21 protein-coding genes and 1 tRNA gene are annotated in these 18,181 nt (G+C 63.3%); 7 read left to right on the top strand and 15 right to left on the bottom strand.

The window, feature by feature from the left end; translation table 11 throughout:
* Entirely contained in the window at positions 1-783 is a 783-nt protein-coding gene (locus AC0L30_RS02540; RefSeq protein WP_007603460.1) for a DUF169 domain-containing protein, read from the bottom strand.
* Positions 784-839: 56 nt separating this feature from the next.
* On the bottom strand, positions 840-1,589 hold the full coding sequence (locus tag AC0L30_RS02535; RefSeq protein ID WP_245286059.1) for a YdcF family protein: 750 nt from the start codon (positions 1,587-1,589) through the stop codon (positions 840-842).
* 182 nt (positions 1,590-1,771) lie between these two features.
* Here AC0L30_RS02535 and AC0L30_RS02530 point away from each other — a divergent pair, with 182 nt between their 5' ends.
* The 3 genes from AC0L30_RS02530 to AC0L30_RS02520 all read left to right on the top strand — a co-directional run bounded on the left by AC0L30_RS02530 (position 1,772) and on the right by AC0L30_RS02520 (position 3,662).
* Positions 1,772-2,713 carry an acetamidase/formamidase family protein gene (locus AC0L30_RS02530; protein ID WP_473403726.1) on the top strand — a complete coding sequence of 314 codons (942 nt, stop codon included), beginning with the start codon at positions 1,772-1,774 and terminating at the stop codon, positions 2,711-2,713.
* 199 nt (positions 2,714-2,912) lie between these two features.
* Entirely contained in the window at positions 2,913-3,110 is a 198-nt protein-coding gene (locus AC0L30_RS02525) for a hypothetical protein (RefSeq protein WP_007603456.1), read from the top strand.
* A 72-nt stretch (positions 3,111-3,182) separates the two neighbouring features.
* Positions 3,183-3,662, top strand: coding sequence for a GcrA family cell cycle regulator (locus AC0L30_RS02520; protein WP_007603455.1), 480 nt, complete (start codon positions 3,183-3,185; stop codon positions 3,660-3,662).
* Positions 3,663-3,956: 294 nt separating this feature from the next.
* On the opposite strand, the gene AC0L30_RS02515 is transcribed toward AC0L30_RS02520, so the two are convergent.
* The gene (locus AC0L30_RS02515) at positions 3,957-5,513 is read right to left on the bottom strand and encodes a porin (RefSeq protein ID WP_007603454.1); all 1,557 of its coding nucleotides are present in this window, start codon (positions 5,511-5,513) and stop codon (positions 3,957-3,959) included.
* A 406-nt stretch (positions 5,514-5,919) separates the two neighbouring features.
* On the opposite strand from AC0L30_RS02515, the gene AC0L30_RS02510 reads away from it, so the two are divergent.
* On the top strand, positions 5,920-6,426 hold the full coding sequence (locus AC0L30_RS02510) for a MarR family winged helix-turn-helix transcriptional regulator (RefSeq protein ID WP_007603453.1): 507 nt from the start codon (positions 5,920-5,922) through the stop codon (positions 6,424-6,426).
* Positions 6,427-6,436: 10 nt separating this feature from the next.
* Here the strand turns inward: AC0L30_RS02510 and AC0L30_RS02505 are convergent, their stop codons facing one another.
* The 3 genes from AC0L30_RS02505 to AC0L30_RS02495 all read right to left on the bottom strand — a co-directional run bounded on the left by AC0L30_RS02505 (position 6,437) and on the right by AC0L30_RS02495 (position 9,847).
* On the bottom strand, positions 6,437-7,549 hold the full coding sequence (locus AC0L30_RS02505; protein WP_007603452.1) for an alpha/beta hydrolase family protein: 1,113 nt from the start codon (positions 7,547-7,549) through the stop codon (positions 6,437-6,439).
* 276 nt (positions 7,550-7,825) lie between these two features.
* Entirely contained in the window at positions 7,826-8,797 is a 972-nt protein-coding gene (locus tag AC0L30_RS02500) for an SDR family NAD(P)-dependent oxidoreductase (RefSeq protein WP_007603451.1), read from the bottom strand.
* Between the two features lie 141 nt (positions 8,798-8,938).
* Positions 8,939-9,847 (bottom strand): dihydrodipicolinate synthase family protein, encoded by a 909-nt coding sequence (locus AC0L30_RS02495; protein ID WP_007603450.1) that lies wholly within the window; start codon positions 9,845-9,847, stop codon positions 8,939-8,941.
* 330 nt (positions 9,848-10,177) lie between these two features.
* Between AC0L30_RS02495 and AC0L30_RS02490 the strand changes: the two genes are divergently transcribed.
* Positions 10,178-10,417 carry a hypothetical protein gene (locus tag AC0L30_RS02490; RefSeq protein WP_007603449.1) on the top strand — a complete coding sequence of 80 codons (240 nt, stop codon included), beginning with the start codon at positions 10,178-10,180 and terminating at the stop codon, positions 10,415-10,417.
* A 548-nt stretch (positions 10,418-10,965) separates the two neighbouring features.
* Here AC0L30_RS02490 and AC0L30_RS02485 read toward each other — a convergent pair.
* Complete coding sequence (locus tag AC0L30_RS02485) at positions 10,966-11,211, bottom strand: hypothetical protein (protein ID WP_157158691.1); 246 nt, start codon at positions 11,209-11,211, stop codon at positions 10,966-10,968.
* Here AC0L30_RS02485 and AC0L30_RS02480 point away from each other — a divergent pair.
* Together AC0L30_RS02480 and AC0L30_RS02475 are read left to right on the top strand one after the other, a co-directional pair.
* Positions 11,192-11,533 carry a DNA methyltransferase gene (locus AC0L30_RS02480; RefSeq protein ID WP_473403725.1) on the top strand — a complete coding sequence of 114 codons (342 nt, stop codon included), beginning with the start codon at positions 11,192-11,194 and terminating at the stop codon, positions 11,531-11,533. The two genes, AC0L30_RS02485 and AC0L30_RS02480, sit on opposite strands and share 20 nt — an antisense overlap.
* A 249-nt stretch (positions 11,534-11,782) precedes the next feature.
* Positions 11,783-12,583 carry a tetratricopeptide repeat protein gene (locus AC0L30_RS02475; protein WP_473403724.1) on the top strand — a complete coding sequence of 267 codons (801 nt, stop codon included), beginning with the start codon at positions 11,783-11,785 and terminating at the stop codon, positions 12,581-12,583.
* A 6-nt stretch (positions 12,584-12,589) separates the two neighbouring features.
* On the opposite strand, the gene AC0L30_RS02470 is transcribed toward AC0L30_RS02475, so the two are convergent.
* From AC0L30_RS02470 to AC0L30_RS02435, 8 genes are all read right to left on the bottom strand, one after another.
* Positions 12,590-13,282: a hypothetical protein gene (locus tag AC0L30_RS02470; protein WP_354128894.1), complete on the bottom strand. Its 693-nt coding sequence runs from the start codon at positions 13,280-13,282 to the stop codon at positions 12,590-12,592.
* A gap of 123 nt (positions 13,283-13,405) precedes the next feature.
* Positions 13,406-13,483 (bottom strand) — tRNA-Pro (locus AC0L30_RS02465).
* 110 nt (positions 13,484-13,593) lie between these two features.
* Positions 13,594-14,172, bottom strand: coding sequence for a MerR family transcriptional regulator (locus AC0L30_RS02460; protein WP_007611070.1), 579 nt, complete (start codon positions 14,170-14,172; stop codon positions 13,594-13,596).
* A 27-nt stretch (positions 14,173-14,199) separates the two neighbouring features.
* The gene (locus AC0L30_RS02455; protein ID WP_018456841.1) at positions 14,200-14,541 is read right to left on the bottom strand and encodes an integration host factor subunit alpha; all 342 of its coding nucleotides are present in this window, start codon (positions 14,539-14,541) and stop codon (positions 14,200-14,202) included.
* 133 nt (positions 14,542-14,674) lie between these two features.
* Complete coding sequence (locus AC0L30_RS02450) at positions 14,675-15,655, bottom strand: beta-ketoacyl-ACP synthase III (RefSeq protein WP_219685259.1); 981 nt, start codon at positions 15,653-15,655, stop codon at positions 14,675-14,677.
* Positions 15,652-16,713: a phosphate acyltransferase PlsX gene (plsX, locus tag AC0L30_RS02445; RefSeq protein ID WP_219685260.1), complete on the bottom strand. Its 1,062-nt coding sequence runs from the start codon at positions 16,711-16,713 to the stop codon at positions 15,652-15,654. The genes AC0L30_RS02450 and plsX overlap by 4 nt, the downstream gene beginning before the upstream one ends.
* A gap of 298 nt (positions 16,714-17,011) precedes the next feature.
* Positions 17,012-17,575, bottom strand: coding sequence for a YceD family protein (locus AC0L30_RS02440; protein ID WP_219685261.1), 564 nt, complete (start codon positions 17,573-17,575; stop codon positions 17,012-17,014).
* The gene (locus AC0L30_RS02435) at positions 17,572-18,123 is read right to left on the bottom strand and encodes a ubiquinol-cytochrome C chaperone family protein (RefSeq protein ID WP_007603440.1); all 552 of its coding nucleotides are present in this window, start codon (positions 18,121-18,123) and stop codon (positions 17,572-17,574) included. The genes AC0L30_RS02440 and AC0L30_RS02435 overlap by 4 nt, the downstream gene beginning before the upstream one ends.
* Positions 18,124-18,181 lie beyond the last annotated feature (58 nt).

Below are 18,181 nucleotides of genomic sequence, written 5' to 3'. Positions count from 1 at the left end.
TTACTTCTTCGCGTAGCTCACGCCCATGCCGGCACGGACGTCGCTTTGGATACCATAGGGCGGGATCGGATAACGCAGTCCGTTCTTGGCCAACGCCTTCATGCCCACAACCGCCTTGGCGAGATGTTCCGGCTTCAAGGCCATCAGCATCTCCTCGTCCGGCACGCCGCCATAGCGCCGTTCGGCATAGCATGGCAAGGACAGGCTGGGCTCACCGCTCTTGAGCGCCCTGCCCCAGGAATCGGCGCAGGCGGTCTCGCCAACCACGCCCCATTCGAACTTCTTGTAGCCGGTATATTGCAGCCCGTTGATCAGGATGATCATCTGCCCCGGCGTCGCATAGACGAGACAGATGTCCGGCGGATCGAGCCGGCCGCTCGCCAGCGGACTGACCGCGAGCGCCTGATATTGCCCGAACGGAACCACGTCCAGCGCCTCCTGGCGCTTGCGCGCGTCCTCGGCCGTGCCGTGCCAGACCCCGACATAGTTTTCGCCGGCGAGCCATTTCTCATCCTGCGGTGCAAGACCGATCACGGCGCGGCATTGCGCGCCGACGAGATCGTCGGCGGTGATGCCGACGGTCCAGCCCAGACGCGCCGCCATGCTGACGATCTGGTCGGTGGTGTGGACCGCGTTCGGCCGCCGGATTTTCGGGATTGCCTCCATGTCCGCTGTCCGCGCGAACAGCTTCATGCCGATCACCGTAGTCTTCAGCCGCAACAGGCTGTTGAGATCGGTGACGAGGCCGGCAAGATCGATGCTGTCTGCACTCTGCTGTTGCATGGCGTCCTCCCGGCCGGCCGTCGCGCGCCGGCGCTGTTATTGCTTGTTGAACGGTTCTAGTCCTTCGCCGGTCCCGGGAGCAACTCGCCAGTCCGGCCCATCAGGCGGTAGGCGACGAGCCCGATCCATTCGCGCACGGCGACCTCGGTTCGGCCGAGCCCGTCCGTGCCGACATTGGTGAAAGAGAAGAGATCGTCACGGCCGCCCATTCGCCAGTCCACGGGATAGGCTTCGACGTCAAATCCCGCCTTGCGAAAGATCCCCATCGAACGCGGCATGTGAAAAGCCGAGGTGACCAGGAGCCAGCGTTCGCCCGGTTTCGGTGATACCAATTGCCTGGTGAAGATCGCATTCTCGTAGGTGTTGCGAGAGTCCCGCTCGAGGATCAGGCGCTGCTTCGCGATGCCCAGATTCTCCAGGATCGGCGCGGAGTAGTCGGCCTCCCGGGAGTCCGTCGAAACCAGGTTCGCGGTGCCCCCGGTGAAAACAACGCGCGTGTTCGGATAGCGGCGCGCGAGCTCGGCCGGCGCAAACAGGCGATCGGCCGCGTGCGCCACGACCGGCGTGCGGTGTGCCGCCGACAGATCGGTGTCGACCGAGCCGCCGAGCACGATGATGCCGTCGGGCGCACCGCGCGACGGATCCCACGGCGGAAAACGCGACTCCAGCGGATAGAGCAAGAGGTTGCCGAGCGGCGAAAACGCGGCGAGCGCCAGCATGATCAGCGTGGCCGCGGCGAGCTTGCGGCCGAAGGCGGCAAAGCGCGTCGCCATCAGGACGACCGAGACGATTCCGAGCTCGATCATCAAGTTGATCGGCAGCACCGCGGCGCCGAGGGTCTTGGACAGGACAAAAAGCAGGGGAGCCTCGCTGGAATGGTCGTGCCTGTTGCGCGCGGGCTTGACCCGCCCGTCGATCTTCAGAAAGCTTCTTGGAAGAGGATCGATTGCCTGGTCAAGCCCGGGCCTGTGAAACGGACGGACGCCACATGACCCATCACCACCTGCATTCCAGCCCCGAGACCTGTCATTGGGGCTTCTTCGAGGCTGCGCTCAAGCCCGTCCTCACCATCGCGAGCGGCGACGAGGTCACGGTCGACACCATCAGCGGCGGTCCGGATATGCTGCCCGACCGCAGCAAGTTTCACATTCCGCCCGAGATGCACGAGGTTCATGCCGAAAACGAGCGCATGCTCCCCGGCCATATCCTCACCGGCCCGATCGCGGTCGAGGGGGCCGAGCCTGGCGACGTGCTCGCGGTCGAGATCCTCGACGTTCAGCTCCGGCAGGATTGGGGCTGGAACATGATCAAGCCGCTGTCCGGCACCCTGCCCGACGATTTCCACGAGACGCGCATCCTGAACATCCCGCTCGACCGGTCGCGGATGGTCGCCCGCATGCCGTGGGGACTCGACCTGCCGCTCAAGCCGTTCTTCGGCGTCATGGGCGTTTCACCGCCTCCCGCCTGGGGCCGCATCTCCTCGCTGGTCCCGCGCGCCATGGGCGGCAATCTCGACAACAAGGAGCTTGGCGCCGGGGCGACGCTGTACCTGCCGGTGTTCGTCCCGGGCGCGCTGTTCTCCTGCGGCGACGGCCATGGCGTGCAGGGCGACGGCGAGGTCTGCGTCACCGCGATCGAGACCGCGCTCCAGGGCCGCTTCCGTCTGACGCTGCGCAAGGACCTCAGGCTCGACTATCCCCGTGGCGAGACGGCGACGCATTACATGACCATGGCCATGGACCCCGACCTCGACCAGTGCGTGGTGCGGGCGCTGCGCGACATGATCGTGCTGCTCGGCGAAAGGCGCAATTTGTCGCGCGAGGACGCCTATACGCTGTGCAGCCTGGCGGCCGATCTGCGGGTGACCCAAACCGTCAACGGCTCCAAAGGCATCCATTGCATGATCGAAAAGACGATCGTGCACGGCTGAGCCGACCCGCCCACGCCTGACCGGTCGAAGCTACGCCGCCGCCTGCCTGCCGCGCGGCGTGCCTTGTCATGCCTAATTTCCCTCGCGATTCCAACAGGCTGAACACGGGCCGCAGCCTGCATTTGACTTCTGCCTCTAAACCTAAATAGAGTCTTAATCGTAACTTTTATGTACCCGCGTATGAGGCTAGCGTTCGTCCATGGCCACCGAAAAAGCCGAGACTGACCGCATTCCCGTAACCTTGGCGCTCTCGACCATCACCTATCTGGAGAAGCTGGTGAGACAGGGCACCCACGGCACCAGCGTTCCCGGCGTCGCACGTACCTTGATCGAGGAAGGCATCCGTCTCGCCATCAAGGACGGGCTTTTGTCGATCCGCGACAATGGCAGGACGTGAGCGCGCGCCGAACGTGAGGCGGACGGATCTCGAGAGGCGGATGGCCGACATCTGCAACCTGGGACCGCACCAATGCCTGTTCTCTCACCAACCTGGACCGACGAACGACTTGAACTTTTGAAGCAGCATTTCGAGGCCGGCCTCTCCTGCCGCGAGATCGCCGCCGACATCGGCGTCAGCCGCAATGCCGTGATCGGCAAGCTGTCTCGCCTCAATCTGACGCGCGGCCGGACCATCGACGACCGCAAGGTTCAGGACAGGGGCTTGGCGCCTTCGCGCACGCCGCGGACCGTGCCGCGGCTGCAATACGAGATGCTCGCCACGATCTATGGCGAGACCAGCGCGCCGATGGTCGCCGCTCCGATCGACGACGCCAATCGCTGCTCGCTACTCGAACTTGCCGAGAACCGCTGCCGTTGGCCGATCTCGACGCCCGGCGCCGACGATTTCTGCTTCTGCGGCAACTCCGCGCCCGACGGCCAGTCCTATTGCGCCGGCCACAGCCGCCTCGCCTACCGGCCGAATTCCCGCGCGCGCGTCATGCGCGCTTAGAACCATATCCTAGAGCCGTGTCCTCAAACGAAAAACCTCCGGCAGGGCATTGCCGGAGGTTTCTGGAGGTTTAGCATCAAGTCAGAGCCGCAACTTTCGTCATCGGCTTCGAGTTATATAGCTTAGTAACTCAGGTAAGTAAATAAATTTGGGGCCGATCGAATCGCATGGCTCGTCTTCGTCGCCCGCACAGGCTGCCGGATTTCCGAAAGCCATCTTCGTAAAGAAGCTCATCTCATAAAAAAAGCCCCGGCGGTGTCCCGCCGGGGCTGCGTCATATCCGAAGATCAAGGCTTACCAGTTGCGCTGGGCGCGAACCAACAGGCTGTAGGTGTCCTGGTCCTTCAGCTCATAGGTCGCTGCAGGCTTGGCAACGCTGGTGAGCGCCGGCGTCGTGATCACGCCCGAGTACTTCTGGTCAAGATGGCTGTAGGTGAAGTCAGCCGAGAAGGTCAGGTTCTTGACCGGAGTCCAGCGGGTGATGACACCGATCTGGCCGATGTTGAAGTCCGGGTTGCAGGTGCCGGTCAGGGTCGCGAACGCGGCGCTGCCGCAGATCATGCCCTTGGCCGTGCCGCTGTAGTTGACGGCAGCCCACGCACCATACAGCGCCGAGTTCCAGTACGGGCTCCAGTTGTGGGTGTAGGCACCACGGAAGCCGTAGGTCTTGGTCAGCTCGAGGCCGCTGCCGGGTGCGAACACCGCGTCAGACACGCCGGCGAAGCCGATGCTCTGATACGCGCCGCCCGAACCGCCGAACATCGAGTAGCTGGTCGCCGCCAGCTCCTGGAAGTTGTAGCGGCTCGCGCCGTCGGTGTAGACGCCCGAGATATTGATCACGTCGCCTGCACCGGTCGGGATGTTCTTGATCGACAGAGCCAGCTGGACGGCCCAGCCCCACTTGTCTTCGGGATGACCGGTGGCTTCGCTCGCGCCGTAATAGGCGACGTGGTTGTCGTGCGCCGCGACCGAGGCCTGGAACAGGCCCCAGGCCTGGTCGACGCGGAGCGTGCCGACGAGATCGGGGGCGCGGGTGCCGCCGAGATCGTTGGAGCCGTACGCACCGCCGAGGACGCCGGCGGTGGACATGCCGGCCGTGTTCCAGAGGGCGGTCTGGAAGACCTGCGTCTGGTCCTGCGCCGAGACGATCGCCGTCACGCCCTGGCCGAGATCGGCGGTGTAGGTGAACTGGGCAACACCGTTGGTGGTGCCGCTGCCGCCCACGAGCTGGTCGAAGTTGTTGCCGGGATAGTTGATCCAGGGCGCGTCGAACTGCGACACGGCCTTACCCATGGTGAAGCCGGCGAACTGGATGAAGGCGTAGTAGACACCGAGCGCGCCGCCCGAAATGCCGCCGTCGGTGCCGTTGATGGCGCCGCCGCTGGACCCGATCAGGCCCGTGCCCGCGGCATTGAGGCCGAGCGTACTGCTGTACTGGGTGGCACCCGTTCCCGAGCCGGCGCCGACATAGTTGCCGGTCGTCCAGGTGAAGACCGCATCGAAATAGGTGCGGACAACGCCGTACTCGGTCGCGGTGCGCGTGTCGATGTTGAGATCTTCACGAGCGCGCATCGAATAATAGTTCGTCAGGCGGTTGTTGGCCGCGAAAACGTTGTTGTACTGGGCGCTGTAATTGCCGCCGGCATTGAGCGCCACTTCGGCACGCAGATAGCCGCCCAGCTTGATGCAGGTGTCGCTGCCCGGGATGTAGTAGAAACCCGCGCCGTAGAGCGAGCAGACCTTCACGTACTCGACCGCCTTGGCCTTGACCGGAAGATCAGCCGCCTGAGCTCCACCGACGGCGATCAGACCCGCCGCAGTGCCGAGCAAAAGGCTCTTCACCACTTTCATATTAAAACCTCCAAGTTGCTCATGTTACGAAGACCGGACCGTGAGGCCCCCCAGATCCCCGTCTTTCAAAATCCGCTCGGCCGCTTTGCGCTTCGGACACACCCTCTTTCGAAGCGAGGGACGTGAGCAAACCACCTGGCAACGGGACGATCGAGTACCCCCCACCGTCACGACGCAATATGCCTGCGCCGTTCACTAATCAAAATACCTTATTTAATAAGGTTTGTTATTTCGCTAAAACTGTGCCCTGTACGCAACACCGCAGTGAGGCGATTCCATGAGCTGATCATCTTTGTAGTTTTAGTGACGAAATTACCCTGCCCTGCACTTGCGTCAGAGCAGGCTTGCGTGGACTATGGCTTGCACGACACCGGCCGCATACAAATCAGATCACGGGAGTGACGCTGTGTCAGCGACGAGGAAAGAAGGGGCGCGCCTCCGCTCCATCGGCAATCTGGATATCATCAGGCGCTTCACCTGGGAGATATCGTCGATCAACATGTATCTGGAGGAGCTGCGTCAGTTCTGGGCGAGAACGCTTGGCATCAGCGGTCCGCAATGGCTGATCCTGATGGCGATCTCCGACCTCGACAAGGACGACGGCATTCCGGTCAACGTCGTCTCGAAACTCCTCCACGTCGATCCGTCGTTCGTCACCACCCAGTCCAAGCTGCTCGAGAAGAAGGGCTTGTTGCGCCGTCGCCCCTCGCCGACCGACGCAAGGGTGGTCCGGCTGTCCCTGACCGAGAAGACGCAGAAGCACCTGGCGAGCCTCAACGAGCAGTACAAGACGATCAAGGAATTCGTCTTCCAGGAGTTCGACGAGAAGGAACTGACGGAATTCACGACCAAGCTCGCGATGCTCAAGACCCGCCTCGAAAAGGCCTGCGTCCGCCTGACCCTCGACTTCTGAGGTAACGTCCCTAGATGCGCCCCGCGGCGCCGAGCCGCGATTCGAGCCAATCGAAGATGTATTCATTGGCAAGGCTCGGATTGTCCGCATGGGCCTGTGCCGCGCCGGTTTCGGCCGCGGTGAACACCTTCAACATGACATCCGAACTGCCGAGCCGGGACGTCTGGACGATCTGACGGGCCCGATCGGCCTTGAGCCAGCCGTCCTCGCCGAGCGTGATCAGCACCGGACAATCGGCGCTGGAGGCCATCAGCGGCGCATGCGGCACCGGAACGATGCTGACGTCGCTCATCGCGAATCGGCTGGCAAAGAAGGCCCGCTCGTGCAGATCCCACAGGCCGCCATCGCAGACGGCGGCCGCAAGCCGCGGCTCCTGCAACACCGCGCGGGCCACGAAGGAAGAGCCCCAGCCATCGGCGACGATCGCGACGCGCTCGAAATCAACCTCGCTGCACGTCTCCAGATAGTCCATGACGCACGGAATCGCACTCTCGAGATCCCGGCGCCGCAACAGCGCGTCGAGATAGTCGTCGCGCTGGTCGCCGAGCAGGTCCAGCGCCAGCAGCGAGAAGCCGCGCTCGCGCGCATGCGGCACGAGCTTGAACAGAAATTCCTCCTTGCGGTGGCCGGGCTCGCCGATGCAGATCACGGTCGGGGCTCGCACGCGTCCCGACGGCGCGGGCAGGAAATAGCCCTGCAACGAATGTCCGTCGAGCCAAGGGATCGTCACGACCTCCCCGGCAGGCTCGCGCGCGACGAGGAAGCGGCGGGCGCAATCCTGCATCGCGAGGACCGCGACCCAGCGGCGCTCGTCCGCCTGATCGAGCGGCATTGCGGCCGCGCTGTAGTAATTCATGGCGCGGAGCCAGTTGCGCTGCGCGGTCGCCCTGTGACCTTCCGCGAATGCGGCCTCGGCACGATGCCGATTGGCCTGCGCCAGTTTCTTCCACTCGCGATGCCAGGACTGGTCGTCGCCCCGCTTCAGCTGCCGCGCGATCATCAGGCATTCCGCGATCGTGGCGCCGCCCTCCTGGGCCGCGGTGAGGAGCCGCGTGAACTCAGCGGAGATGTCCTCTCGCTCCGGGCAAAGAATCCAGTCGTCGGAGAGGCATGCGGGTATCATCGGGAGCTACGCTCTGGTCATCGCCTTACACATGATTGAATAAACTATTTTGGTTCCCTGACCAAGCTGCCGTGCGCCCAATGGGAGCCGTTAGCGATCACCATCGCTTGAACGCAGGGACGTGTCGCATGCGTGACATTCCAATGCGTCATGAGTGGCCGAACGCTTGCAAGAAACGCCGGCAGCACACTGGCAAAAGGTGGCACATGAAATTGCCTGCGCGCCTCTTGCCATGATGCACATCATACCTATATCGGCGCGCGCTCGTCGCCTGCCTCAGCCGAGCCGCCAGCCGACCTCCTGCGTAAAACTTTCGTAGAAGGCGCGGTCGTAGGCCTGCTCCGGCGTAGCACGAACGCGCTCGTCAAGGCGCTTTGCATCCTCGCCCACGAGAATGCGCCATTGCTCCGCCTTGACCCCGTCGAGGATGATCCTGGCGGCCTGTGCCGCCGTCGTCGGCGCATCCTCGAGGAAGCTGCGGGCGCGCTCGGCGAACGCCGCCTGGATGTCCTCGTCCGACATCTTGTCGGCATCCGGCACGCCGGCCGCGACCATGCGCTTGCGGGTCAGCGCGACCTCGTCGCCGTTGAGCCGCTCCGAACCGTCGGCGCTCTGCACCTTGCGCGAATTGGAGACGATCGAGGTGCCGATATGGCCGGGCATCACCACCGAGCATTTGACGTGCGGCGCGTGCAGGCGGAGGTCGGTGATCAGCGCTTCGGTAAATCCCTTCACGGCGAACTTCGCCGAGCTGTAGGCGGTGTGTGACTGGGTCATGCCGATCGAGGCCCAGAAGCCGTTGACGCTCGCGGTGTTGACGATGTGGGCCTCGTCGGCCGCGACCAGCATCGGCAGGAAGGTGCGAACGCCGAGATAGACCCCGCCCCAGCAGATGTTGAAGGTGCGCTCCCACTGCTCGCGCGTGTTGGTGAACAGGCTGCCGCCGCCGCCGATGCCGGCGTTGTTGAACAGAAGGTGGATCCGGTCGGTCTTCTGCTGCTCGGCGAGCTCGTCGCGGAATCGCTTGAGATGATCCTCGATCGAGACGTCGGCGACATGGGTCGTGATGCGCAAGCCCTGCGGCAGCTTCTCGACTTCGCACAGCCGCTTGGTCTCGGCCATCGCGGCTTCCGAGACGTCGCACATCGCGACATTGCAGCCCTCGGCGACGAGCTGCCGCGCGAGCTCGCGTCCCATTCCCGTGCCGCCGCCGGTGATGACGGCGGTCTTTCCTGCAAAATCCTTCATGGGACTTTCGGCCCTCCCTTGTCGGTATGTTTCTTCATCGCTACGCCGCGCATCGGAGCGCGCGCAAAATGTAGCAGCGCCGCATCCGCAGGTAAAAGCGGATCGGCGCTGCCATCGTCACCACTAATTTCGGGGCGTGGACTATTCGGCCGCCTCGACGCGCCGCTCGTTCAACGCGCCGAGCCCGTCGAGCGCCTTGCGGATTGCCGCCTGCTGCGCGCTTGAGGGCTCCGGCATCGGCGCGCGCGGATAAGTCCTGGGCAGGCCCTGCAGCGTCTGCGCATAGCGCGTGCAGGCCGGCAGATTGTCGGCAATGACGGCGTTCCACAGCGTCAGCAGCTTCTTGTGCAGGTCGAGCGCGCGCGGATGGTCACCCGCCTTCACGGCATCCCACAGCGCGACGGAGGCATGCGGCGCCGCGGTGAGGATCGCGGCGATCGAGCCCTGGGCCCCCAATGTGTAGGACGGATACATCAGGGCATCGACCGCGCTGTAGATCAGCTTGTCCGGGGCCATCATCATGAGGTCCGCGAACAGCTTCAGATCCCCCGCGCTCTGCTTGACGCCGACCACCAGCGGCACCTCGGTCATGATCCGCGTCAGCAGCGCCGGCGAAAGATACGACCACGGCACCACGTTGTAGATGATGATGGGCATGCCGGTCTCGTCCGCCATGGCGCGGAAATGCGCCACCATCGCCTCGTCGTCCGGCCTGAACAGATAATGCACCGGCGTGACCTGGAGCGCCGCGACATTCATGTCGCGCACGAGCTTGCCGCGGCGGATCGCATCGCGCGTGGAATCGACGATAATGCCTGCGATCACGGGAATGCGCCCCTTCACCGCCGCAACCGTCGCCTCCATCAGGTCGCGATATTCCTCGTGATCGAGCGTGTGCCCCTCGCCGGTCGAACCGCCGGCCGCGACACCATGCGCGCCAGCGCCGATCATCCAGTCGACCTGGGCTGCCACAAGGGTGTAGTCGATTTCGCCATCCTTCCTGAACGGCGTCGTCATCGGCGGAATCACGCCGGTCGGTCGTGTCTTCATGGTGTGCCCTCGCGTTTCATATCCCTTGTGGCAGCCCCGCTCTTTTGGCGGGTGGCCACGGTCCTGAAAGCCTAGCGGCTGCGCGCGGCCTGTGAAGCGCCGCCGGCGCGGCGCTGCCCCCACAATCGATCATCGCTGCGACTCAGCCCGGCCGGTTCCCCCGTATTTGCCCGGCTTCGGTTTACGAGCAATTTTTTTACAATCCGAATCGCTAAATGGAGTCCGGACGCTGGGTCGAGTCGGCCAGGCCAGCGTGTTGTTTGCGTCACAGGCTCTGGCACTCCGCTTGCATCCTCTTCGTGGTCAGAAACTACCGATGAGGTGACTGGAATGTTCGTGACCGTCGTTGCCGTGCTCTGCCGGCTAAGTGCAGCCAGCTCAGGCAGTTGCATCGAGGAAATCGTGACCGACAGCAACATGACGCCCGAGATGTCGATGATGCAGTGTGCGATCGGCGCACAGGCCCCCTTGGCGAAATGGATGGGCGAGCATCCGATCTACCACGCCAACTGGCGGCTCGATCGCTACAAATGCGTTCCGGGTCGCTACGAGATCAAGGGCCACGCCTGAGGCCCCGCAAAACTACTGATACCAAGACGACGACGAGGAAACGCCCCGGGCGCCGCATGGCCTGTCCGCGCGGGCATCGACAGCGCCAGCCCCATTGCGGCGGCGAGCTTTGTGACAACGATCACACCTTCCTTTCAGGCCACCGCACACAAAATGATCGCACAGGCCTGTCGCCCCTTCGGCGTCGGCATCAGCGCATAGTGGTGCGGCTGTCCACAGAGTAGATGCAGCTCGACCGGCTCGCCCAATGAGCAAGCTCGACACTGTCCAAATATGCTATGTAACCGGCGCCGAAGTGTGCTGTCGTGCCCACCTCACTAGGCTAAAAGACTGGCGATCATCACCGCTGAGATTGGAATGCAGCGGTCACGCGCGAATCTCAGCGCAGCTCCTCTGCGTATCGACTAACTTTCCCTTATAGGGATGTAGCTTTTGACGATTGGAATGACCACGAGCGCCTCAGCGAAGCAAAGGCGCTGCCGGAGAAGCCAGATAGCCATGAGTGCGACAGACCGACTTGTGTATATCTGCGAGCGGGCGATGCCACACTACGGAAAAGATTTTATCAGCGCACGTCTGCGCTGAAGATAATCAAGTTTTGGTTTTCCGATTTTAGGAGCCTGAATTTTTTTTCCATTGTATGGCTCAAGATTGCTTCTTAGCACATCGTCATCGCCCACCCGATCCCCATCGATGCGAACAATAAGATCGTCATCAATTAGGAGGTGACCATTTTCAAACGCGCGATCCACAAGAAGCGAAAGACAAATACCATTGGACGGGTCTATCGCCACGAACCCATCAGACTTGGTCGTCGATTTGTTTGGCGGAAGCGGAACCACTGCGGCCGTTGCCCATAAGATGCGGCGTCGTTGGCTAATAACGGAACGAAATTTTCAAACAGTTCGAGACTTCTTGCTGCCACGACTCCAACATGTAGTTAGTGGCACGGGCCCGGGCGGGATTACCGAGATGCTCTCGTGGGCGGGGGGCGGCGGCTTTGAGGTCGCGCAAGTGTCCCCCAGATTCGGCACGGGATACAGCTCGGCCGGCTTTGGGGGTATCCGACGGAGTTTAAAGAAAACGGCAATCCGCGAGGATATATTAGCAGCCTAGCAGCGAGGCAGGAAGTACAAGACCCCATTGCGGGGCGCGTTTTGTGACAATCACACCTTCTCCTTAAGCCACTGCTCGCAAGATGATCGCACGCGTACGCCGTCCATCCGGCGTCAGCGCGCGAAGGCGAATAGCGGTTGCCCGAGGCCGGAGCCGAGGCCATACTTCGCGCCTCGATTGTCGTCGATCGCGAGCCCCGTGTCGAAGCGCCCTGTTCCTCCCCCCAGCCGCGGACCTCATCAAACCGATTTGCGCGAGCGCGCCACGCTCGCGCTGCGAATGCAGAATTTCGCCGAGGCGGAGCGGCTTGCAGCCGAAGCCTTGAGGACGAGCCGGAACGATATCGTCGCGACATGGGTTCTCGGCCGCGCCTTGCTCGCTCAGAACCGCGCAGCGGAGGCCATCCTGCCCTTGGACAAGGCGGCGCGCCGCACGAGCGATCCGGGCATTGAAACTCTGCTTGGCGCGGCCTTGGGCGAATCCGGACGTCGCACGGAAGCCGTCGAACAATTGCGCCGGACCGCGGCGCGTCGCCCGCCTTTCCTGCCGGCGTTCCAGGAACTCGCCGGCCAGCTTGCCAAGGATCGGCGCCTCGATGAGGCCATCGCCGTGATCGGCAACGCCTTCGCGCTCGCGCCGGAAAGCATCGAGTTGCAACTGGATCTTGCGCGCCTGCATCTCGAGCGCAATACGCGCGGTGAGGCGCGCGCGATTCTCGTCAAGGCCCACGAGGCCGCGCCTGGGCGTCCCGATATCTCGACCCTACTTGCACGCGTGCTGCGCCAGGACGGTGATTATGCCGCAGCCGCAGAAATGTACCGGCTCGCGCTGGCGCTACGCCCTGACGATGCCATGGCACGGGCCAACCTCGCGGGCTGCCTGTTTGAGTTGGGTGAACGCGAAGCGGGCGAGGCGAGCCTTCGTTCGGCCTTACACGGCCGCCCTCGAATGCTGGCACAAGCCGCCTACACGCTCGTCCATTCATCCCACGGGCGCTTCTTCTTCCGCCCGAGCGCGCTCAAGAAGTTTCTGCAAGGCGAGGTGCCGTGATGCGGCTCACGCACGGAACTGCCGTCGATAGGCGCCAGGCTCCTGCGCGACCGACTTCGTCACCTCGAACACCCGCCGCATCTCCTCTGCAGTCAGTGGTGCGGTCTGAGCGACCCAGGTTTCCCGCTTGACCGCCATGCATTGCGCGATCGGTGTCCCCTTCGGCAGCACGCCGTTGAAATTCACGTCGTGCCAGTGCACCGGGAAATGGATCCAACTGTCGCGATATCGATCGCAATCGACGAGGCCCGTCAGCGTCGTGAAGGGCAAATCGAACCGATTGATCGGATGCATGAACAGAACCGAATAGCCTTCCGGCGCTTCGATCAGCCATGGGTTACGAAACTTGATGAGAAGCCGGTCCGGCTCGAACAATGGCGATCCCGTGACCTGACTCGAGTCGTGAAATCCAACGGGAGAGCGCGGGAAATCGAGTTCACCACCGGCTGGCAGGTCACTGTCCCAGGAAATTTCCCCGTTCTCAAACCTGACATCGCACATCAATGGGATCAGGAAGCCGCTCGTCATGGCGTCGACGACCGGAGGACACCGCTTGACCGTATCCTCCTCGCGCTGATTGATCGCGTTGAAGGCCTGCGTCGGCATCGCCTTCAGCCAGGCAGGCAGGCCTAAACTTGCAGGGACCGGTGGCGGCAATTTGTCTTCAAGACCCGGCGGACAGCGGAACTTGAGGGTCATTGGCTCGTCGGGCACTTCTGATGCTCTCATTGTCGGCGGGCGCGCCTAGGCCTGATCGCCAACAGACAATGCATCCGTTGCGATGCTTTTCGCGCGTGTGCTCAGCCAAGCCTACGAACAAAATGGTCGGAGCGAGAGGATTTGAACCTCCGACCCCTAGTCTCCCAGACTAGTGCGCTAACCGGGCTGCGCCACGCTCCGAACGTCGTTCCATTAGCTAGGATCGCCGGTTTGCGCAAGGCGAGCTCACACCATTTTGGTGCCTCTGCCGAAAGGCCCACGGAACTTGCCCAAAGCCGAGGGGGCCGGCGTCATGCGTCCTTCAGCGCCTGATCCAGCATCTCGCGGCAGGCGATAAGCTCGGCGAGCACCCGTCCGAGGCGCTCGCGGTCGATGGCGCTGGGGCCTGCGGGCGCGGCGGGGGTGCCGCCCTTGCGGAAGGTGGTGAGGATTTCCTCGTCGTCGGTCTCGGAGAAGCGGAAGTCGATGCCCTCCTCCTCCTCGCCCTGGTAATCGTCATCGTCGCTGTCGCGGGCGCCGCGGACACCTGTCTCTTCCTCGGGCTCCATCAGACTGGCGCCGACGGCGTCCTCGATGGCGCCGAACGAGACCGCGGCCGCGCTGTCGGCGAGGCCCTGCACCGATTTGACGCCGTGTTCTTTCAGGATCCGCTGCACCCCGCGGATGGTGTAGCCCTCCCCGTAGAGCAGACGGCGGATGCCCTTGAGCAGGTCGACGTCGTCGGGCCGGTAATAGCGGCGGCCGCCGCTGCGCTTCATCGGCTTGATCTGGGAGAAACGCGTCTCCCAGAACCGCAGCACGTGCTGCGGAATGTCGAGTTCCTGCGCTACTTCGCTGATGGTTCGGAACGCATCCGGCGCCTTGTCCAAATGCCAAATCCTTATCCGGAAGGCGGATTACGCCTCGGGTTGCGCCTTGCTGGCGTCGCCATTGGTGCGGTGCTGGGCGTTGATCCGCTGCTTCAGGATCGCCGACGGCTTGAACACCATGACCCGGCGGGGCGAGATCGGCACCTCGGTGCCGGTCTTGGGGTTCCGACCGATGCGCTGACCCTTCTTGCGGACCATGAAGGAGCCGAACGAGGACAGCTTCACCGTCTCGCCTTTCTCAAGGCAATCGGTGATCTCCTTCAGCACGAGTTCCACGAAGGCGGACGATTCCGTGCGCGACAGCCCTACCTTCTGGTAGACGGCTTCGCACAGATCGACACGCGTTACGGTTTTACTTTGATCGGTCATCGCCCTGCCCCACATCACGGCGAACAATTGTTGTCTGAAATTATGAGCTTACGATACGGCGGTCAACAGCCCTCATCAATGCAGGCGCATCGATAATCCGATCTGATTCGGGCAAAATTTTATCGACTGTGGCTTACCAGCGCACCAGCGCGGAGCCCCAGGTGAAGCCGCCGCCCATGGCTTCCAGCAGAACCAGGTCGCCGCGCTTGATGCGGCCGTCCTTGCGCGCCACCGACAGCGCCAGCGGGATCGAAGCCGCCGAGGTGTTGCCGTGAAGGTCCACCGTCAGCACCACCTTCTCCGGCGCGATATGAAGCTTATGCGCGGACGCGTCGATGATTCGCTTGTTGGCCTGGTGCGGCACGAACCAGTCGATGCTGTCGGCATTGAGCCCGGTCGCCTCGAAGGCGTCGACGATCACGTCGGTGATCATGCCCACCGCGTGCTTGAAGACCTCGCGGCCCTCCATGCGCAGATGGCCGACAGTCTGGGTCGAGGACGGGCCGCCGTCGACGAACAGCTTCGCCTTGTGACGGCCGTCGGAGCGCAGATGCGTGGTCACGATCCCGCGGTCGGTCGCGGCATTGCCCGGCTGCTCCTGTGCCTCCAGCACCACGGCGCCGGCGCCGTCACCGAACAGCACGCAGGTGCCGCGATCGGTCCAGTCGAGGATGCGCGAGAAGGTTTCCGCCCCGATCACCAGCGCGCGCTTGAAGGCGCCCGTGCGCAGGAAATTATCGGCGGTGGCGAGCCCGAACACGAAGCCCGAGCACACCGCCTGAAGGTCGAAGGCCGCGCCGTGGTTGATGCCGAGCCCGTGCTGCACAGCGACCGCGCTCGCGGGGAAGGTGTTGTCAGGCGTCGAGGTCGCGAGCACGATCAGGTCGATCGACTGCGCGTCCACGCCGGCATCGGCAAGCGCAGCCTGCGCCGCCTTCAGCGCCAGATGCGAGGTGAACTCGCCCTCGGCCGCGATATGCCTCTCGCGAATGCCGGTGCGTTGCACGATCCACTCGTCGGACGTGTCAATGCGCGCCGCCAGTTGGGCGTTGGTCACCACCTGCTCCGGCAGATAGGAGCCGCAGCCCAGCACGACCGAACGAATTTGAGTCACGAAACATCCTCCGGCGCGGGCTGCACGAAATTGAGCGCACCACCTTCGCGGTTGAGCATCTGATTGATCTTGTTGAGGAGATCGAATTTGACCATCTCATAGCCAACATCAATCGCATAGGCAAAGCCTTCGGCAGCGATTCCGCCATGGCTCTTGACCACGATCCCGTTCAATCCCAGCAACACGCCGCCGTTGGATTTGTTCGGATCCATCTTGTTGCGCAGGGCCTGGAAGGCGTTGCGCGCAAAGAGATAGCCGAGCTTTGACAGCCAGTTCCGCTTCATCTCGTCCCTGAGCAATTCCGCCATCTGCCGTGCGGTTCCCTCCGCAGCCTTCAGCGCGATGTTGCCGCTGTAGCCCTCGGTGACGATGACGTCCGCCACCCCCTTGCCGATGCCGTCACCCTCGACGAAGCCGAGATAGTCGAGCTCAGGCAGGTTCCTGGCGCGCAAGATTTCGCCGGCCTCGCGGATCTCCTCGTGCCCCTTGATCTCCTCCACCCCGATATTGAGCAGGCCGACCGTGGGTCGTTTCTTGTTGAACAACACGCTGGCCATCGCCGCGCCCATGATGGCGAGCGACACCAGATGGTGGGTATCGCCGCCGATGCTGGCGCCGAGGTCGAGGACCACGGAATCGCCGCGCCTGGTCGGCCACATGCCGGCGATGGCCGGACGGTCGACGCCGGGCAGCGTGCGCAGGTGGAAGCGCGACATCGCCATCAGCGCGCCGGTATTCCCGGCCGAGACCGCAACATCCGCCTCGCCCTTTTTCACCGCATCGATGGCAAGCCACATGGAGGAAGTCCGGCGGCCGCGCCGCAGCGCCTGGCTCGGCTTGTCCGACCCGCTGACCGCGACATCGGTGTGGATGATCTTCGACGCCGCCTTCAGCGCGGGGTGGCGCTCGAGCTCGGGCTCGATCTTGGCGCGGTCCCCGATCAGCAGGAATTCGATCTCGCGATGCCTATCAAGCGAGATGGCGGCGCCTGGAATGACCACGGCGGCGCCGGCGTCGCCCCCCATGGCGTCAAGCGCGATGCGAACCTTGCTTGGCATAAAAGTCCTGGAAACCTGGTCTGGTGCGGTCTTGAACGAGCGGGGCCGCAAATGGGTCCGCCACGAACATGGCGGTCGGTCAAGCGCCACGCTGCACCCCGACCGGGGCGCGACAATAGCGTTTTGTTATCCCGAAACAACCTCTTGCCCCCAGCCTTTTGGATTCGGGAGCATCGGGCCGCGGACGGACTAATTCACAAGAAACGCATCAAAATCAAACAGATAATTCGACCTTTCAAACCACCATCGCAAACACCTCGCGCCCCGTAGCAAAGCGGTCCTCTGGGGGAGACGGCACCTATTGGTCTTTCTTCTTGTCCTGGAGTGCCTTCAGGACCGCAAAGGGATGGTCCTCCGGATCGGGGGCGATGATTTCGGGCTCAAACACCACCCCCGGTTTCCGCGGATAGGGATCGACCGCCAGAAACAGGGCGTCGGTGGCGAGCCGGCCGAGGTCGATGATGCCATTGACGATCGCCTCCGGGGGGTCGGCGACCTGCTCCTGATCGTCCTGCCCCTCCTCCATCAGGTCGGCCAGGCGGCGGACCTCGGCCTCGGGGGCAAATATCAGGTCCACCTCCTCGTCGATCTCGCTCTCCATCGGGTCAAGCGTGACCACACAGGTCTGGCCGATCCGAGCACGAACATGGCCCGTAACCTGGATCCGGTTGCCGCTTTTCGGCACGACATCGAAGTCGGCCTGGACCGAGACAACCTCGCGCAAGCCTGCCGTCTCGGCCATGGCCTGCCGCTCGGCGGCCGAGGCCTCGAGCTTGCGATGCAGGCCGGTATCCGGGATCTGGGCAACGATGACGGGCACCCGCCAGGGATCGGGCCCGGATGCTGGTATCGGTCGGGTCATGGCGTGACATCCTCAGGAAGCGCTGGAGGAAACTTGAAGGACGCACCCAGCAGTGCGGCCTCGCCGGTCCGGCCGAGCTCGGCCTCGGCAGCCCTGGCATAGGCCGCGAGCCGCTGCGCCTGGTCCATGCCGGCCCCATTCAAGATATTCTTGCAGATCGCCGATGCCAGCGCCTCGCCGCCGCTTTCCATGGCCTGATCGTAGGCCTGGACCCGGCCGTAAAATGCCTCGCCGAAGGCCCGCATCCGCTTCGGCACGGTCTGGTCGCCTATCCCCATCTCGCGCAGATTGTCGTCCATGTCCTCGCAGAAGCGGTCGAACAGCGCCTGCGACAGCTCGGTGGCGCCCTGAACCGTGCGCAGACGGCGCAGCAACAGCCAGAGGTGCAGCAGCAACAGATCGAAACGCCCGTTAACGCTATCCGGCACGCCCAAGTCTCGGTAAAATATGGGTTCTCGCGCCTGCGTCACGATCATGCCATAGATGGCTTCAATGGTGCCCGGCGAGGCTAGGCGGGGTTTCCTGAAGTGATTGAACGGCCAAAGCATTGTGGTTTCCGCAAGCGGGCGCGCGCGTGTTGCATTCAGAGCCTCCGCCCGGTACTTC

Source organism: Bradyrhizobium sp. MI1.11, from assembly GCF_055811255.1.
This window is presented reverse-complemented; position numbering and strand designations above follow the sequence as displayed.

Coding starts and splice junctions, on each gene's coding strand:
- AC0L30_RS02540 (WP_007603460.1), bottom strand. CDS start 783: ATGCAACAGCAGAGTGCAGACAGCATCGATCTTGCCGGCCTCGTCACC.
- AC0L30_RS02535 (WP_245286059.1), bottom strand. CDS start 1,589: ATGATCGAGCTCGGAATCGTCTCGGTCGTCCTGATGGCGACGCGCTTT.
- AC0L30_RS02530 (WP_473403726.1), top strand. CDS start 1,772: ATGACCCATCACCACCTGCATTCCAGCCCCGAGACCTGTCATTGGGGC.
- AC0L30_RS02525 (WP_007603456.1), top strand. CDS start 2,913: ATGGCCACCGAAAAAGCCGAGACTGACCGCATTCCCGTAACCTTGGCG.
- AC0L30_RS02520 (WP_007603455.1), top strand. CDS start 3,183: ATGCCTGTTCTCTCACCAACCTGGACCGACGAACGACTTGAACTTTTG.
- AC0L30_RS02515 (WP_007603454.1), bottom strand. CDS start 5,513: ATGAAAGTGGTGAAGAGCCTTTTGCTCGGCACTGCGGCGGGTCTGATC.
- AC0L30_RS02505 (WP_007603452.1), bottom strand. CDS start 7,549: ATGATACCCGCATGCCTCTCCGACGACTGGATTCTTTGCCCGGAGCGA.
- AC0L30_RS02500 (WP_007603451.1), bottom strand. CDS start 8,797: ATGAAGGATTTTGCAGGAAAGACCGCCGTCATCACCGGCGGCGGCACG.
- AC0L30_RS02495 (WP_007603450.1), bottom strand. CDS start 9,847: ATGAAGACACGACCGACCGGCGTGATTCCGCCGATGACGACGCCGTTC.
- AC0L30_RS02490 (WP_007603449.1), top strand. CDS start 10,178: ATGTTCGTGACCGTCGTTGCCGTGCTCTGCCGGCTAAGTGCAGCCAGC.
- AC0L30_RS02470 (WP_354128894.1), bottom strand. CDS start 13,282: ATGACCCTCAAGTTCCGCTGTCCGCCGGGTCTTGAAGACAAATTGCCG.
- AC0L30_RS02455 (WP_018456841.1), bottom strand. CDS start 14,541: ATGACCGATCAAAGTAAAACCGTAACGCGTGTCGATCTGTGCGAAGCC.
- plsX (WP_219685260.1), bottom strand. CDS start 16,713: ATGCCAAGCAAGGTTCGCATCGCGCTTGACGCCATGGGGGGCGACGCC.
- AC0L30_RS02440 (WP_219685261.1), bottom strand. CDS start 17,575: ATGACCCGACCGATACCAGCATCCGGGCCCGATCCCTGGCGGGTGCCC.
- AC0L30_RS02435 (WP_007603440.1), bottom strand. CDS start 18,123: ATGCTTTGGCCGTTCAATCACTTCAGGAAACCCCGCCTAGCCTCGCCG.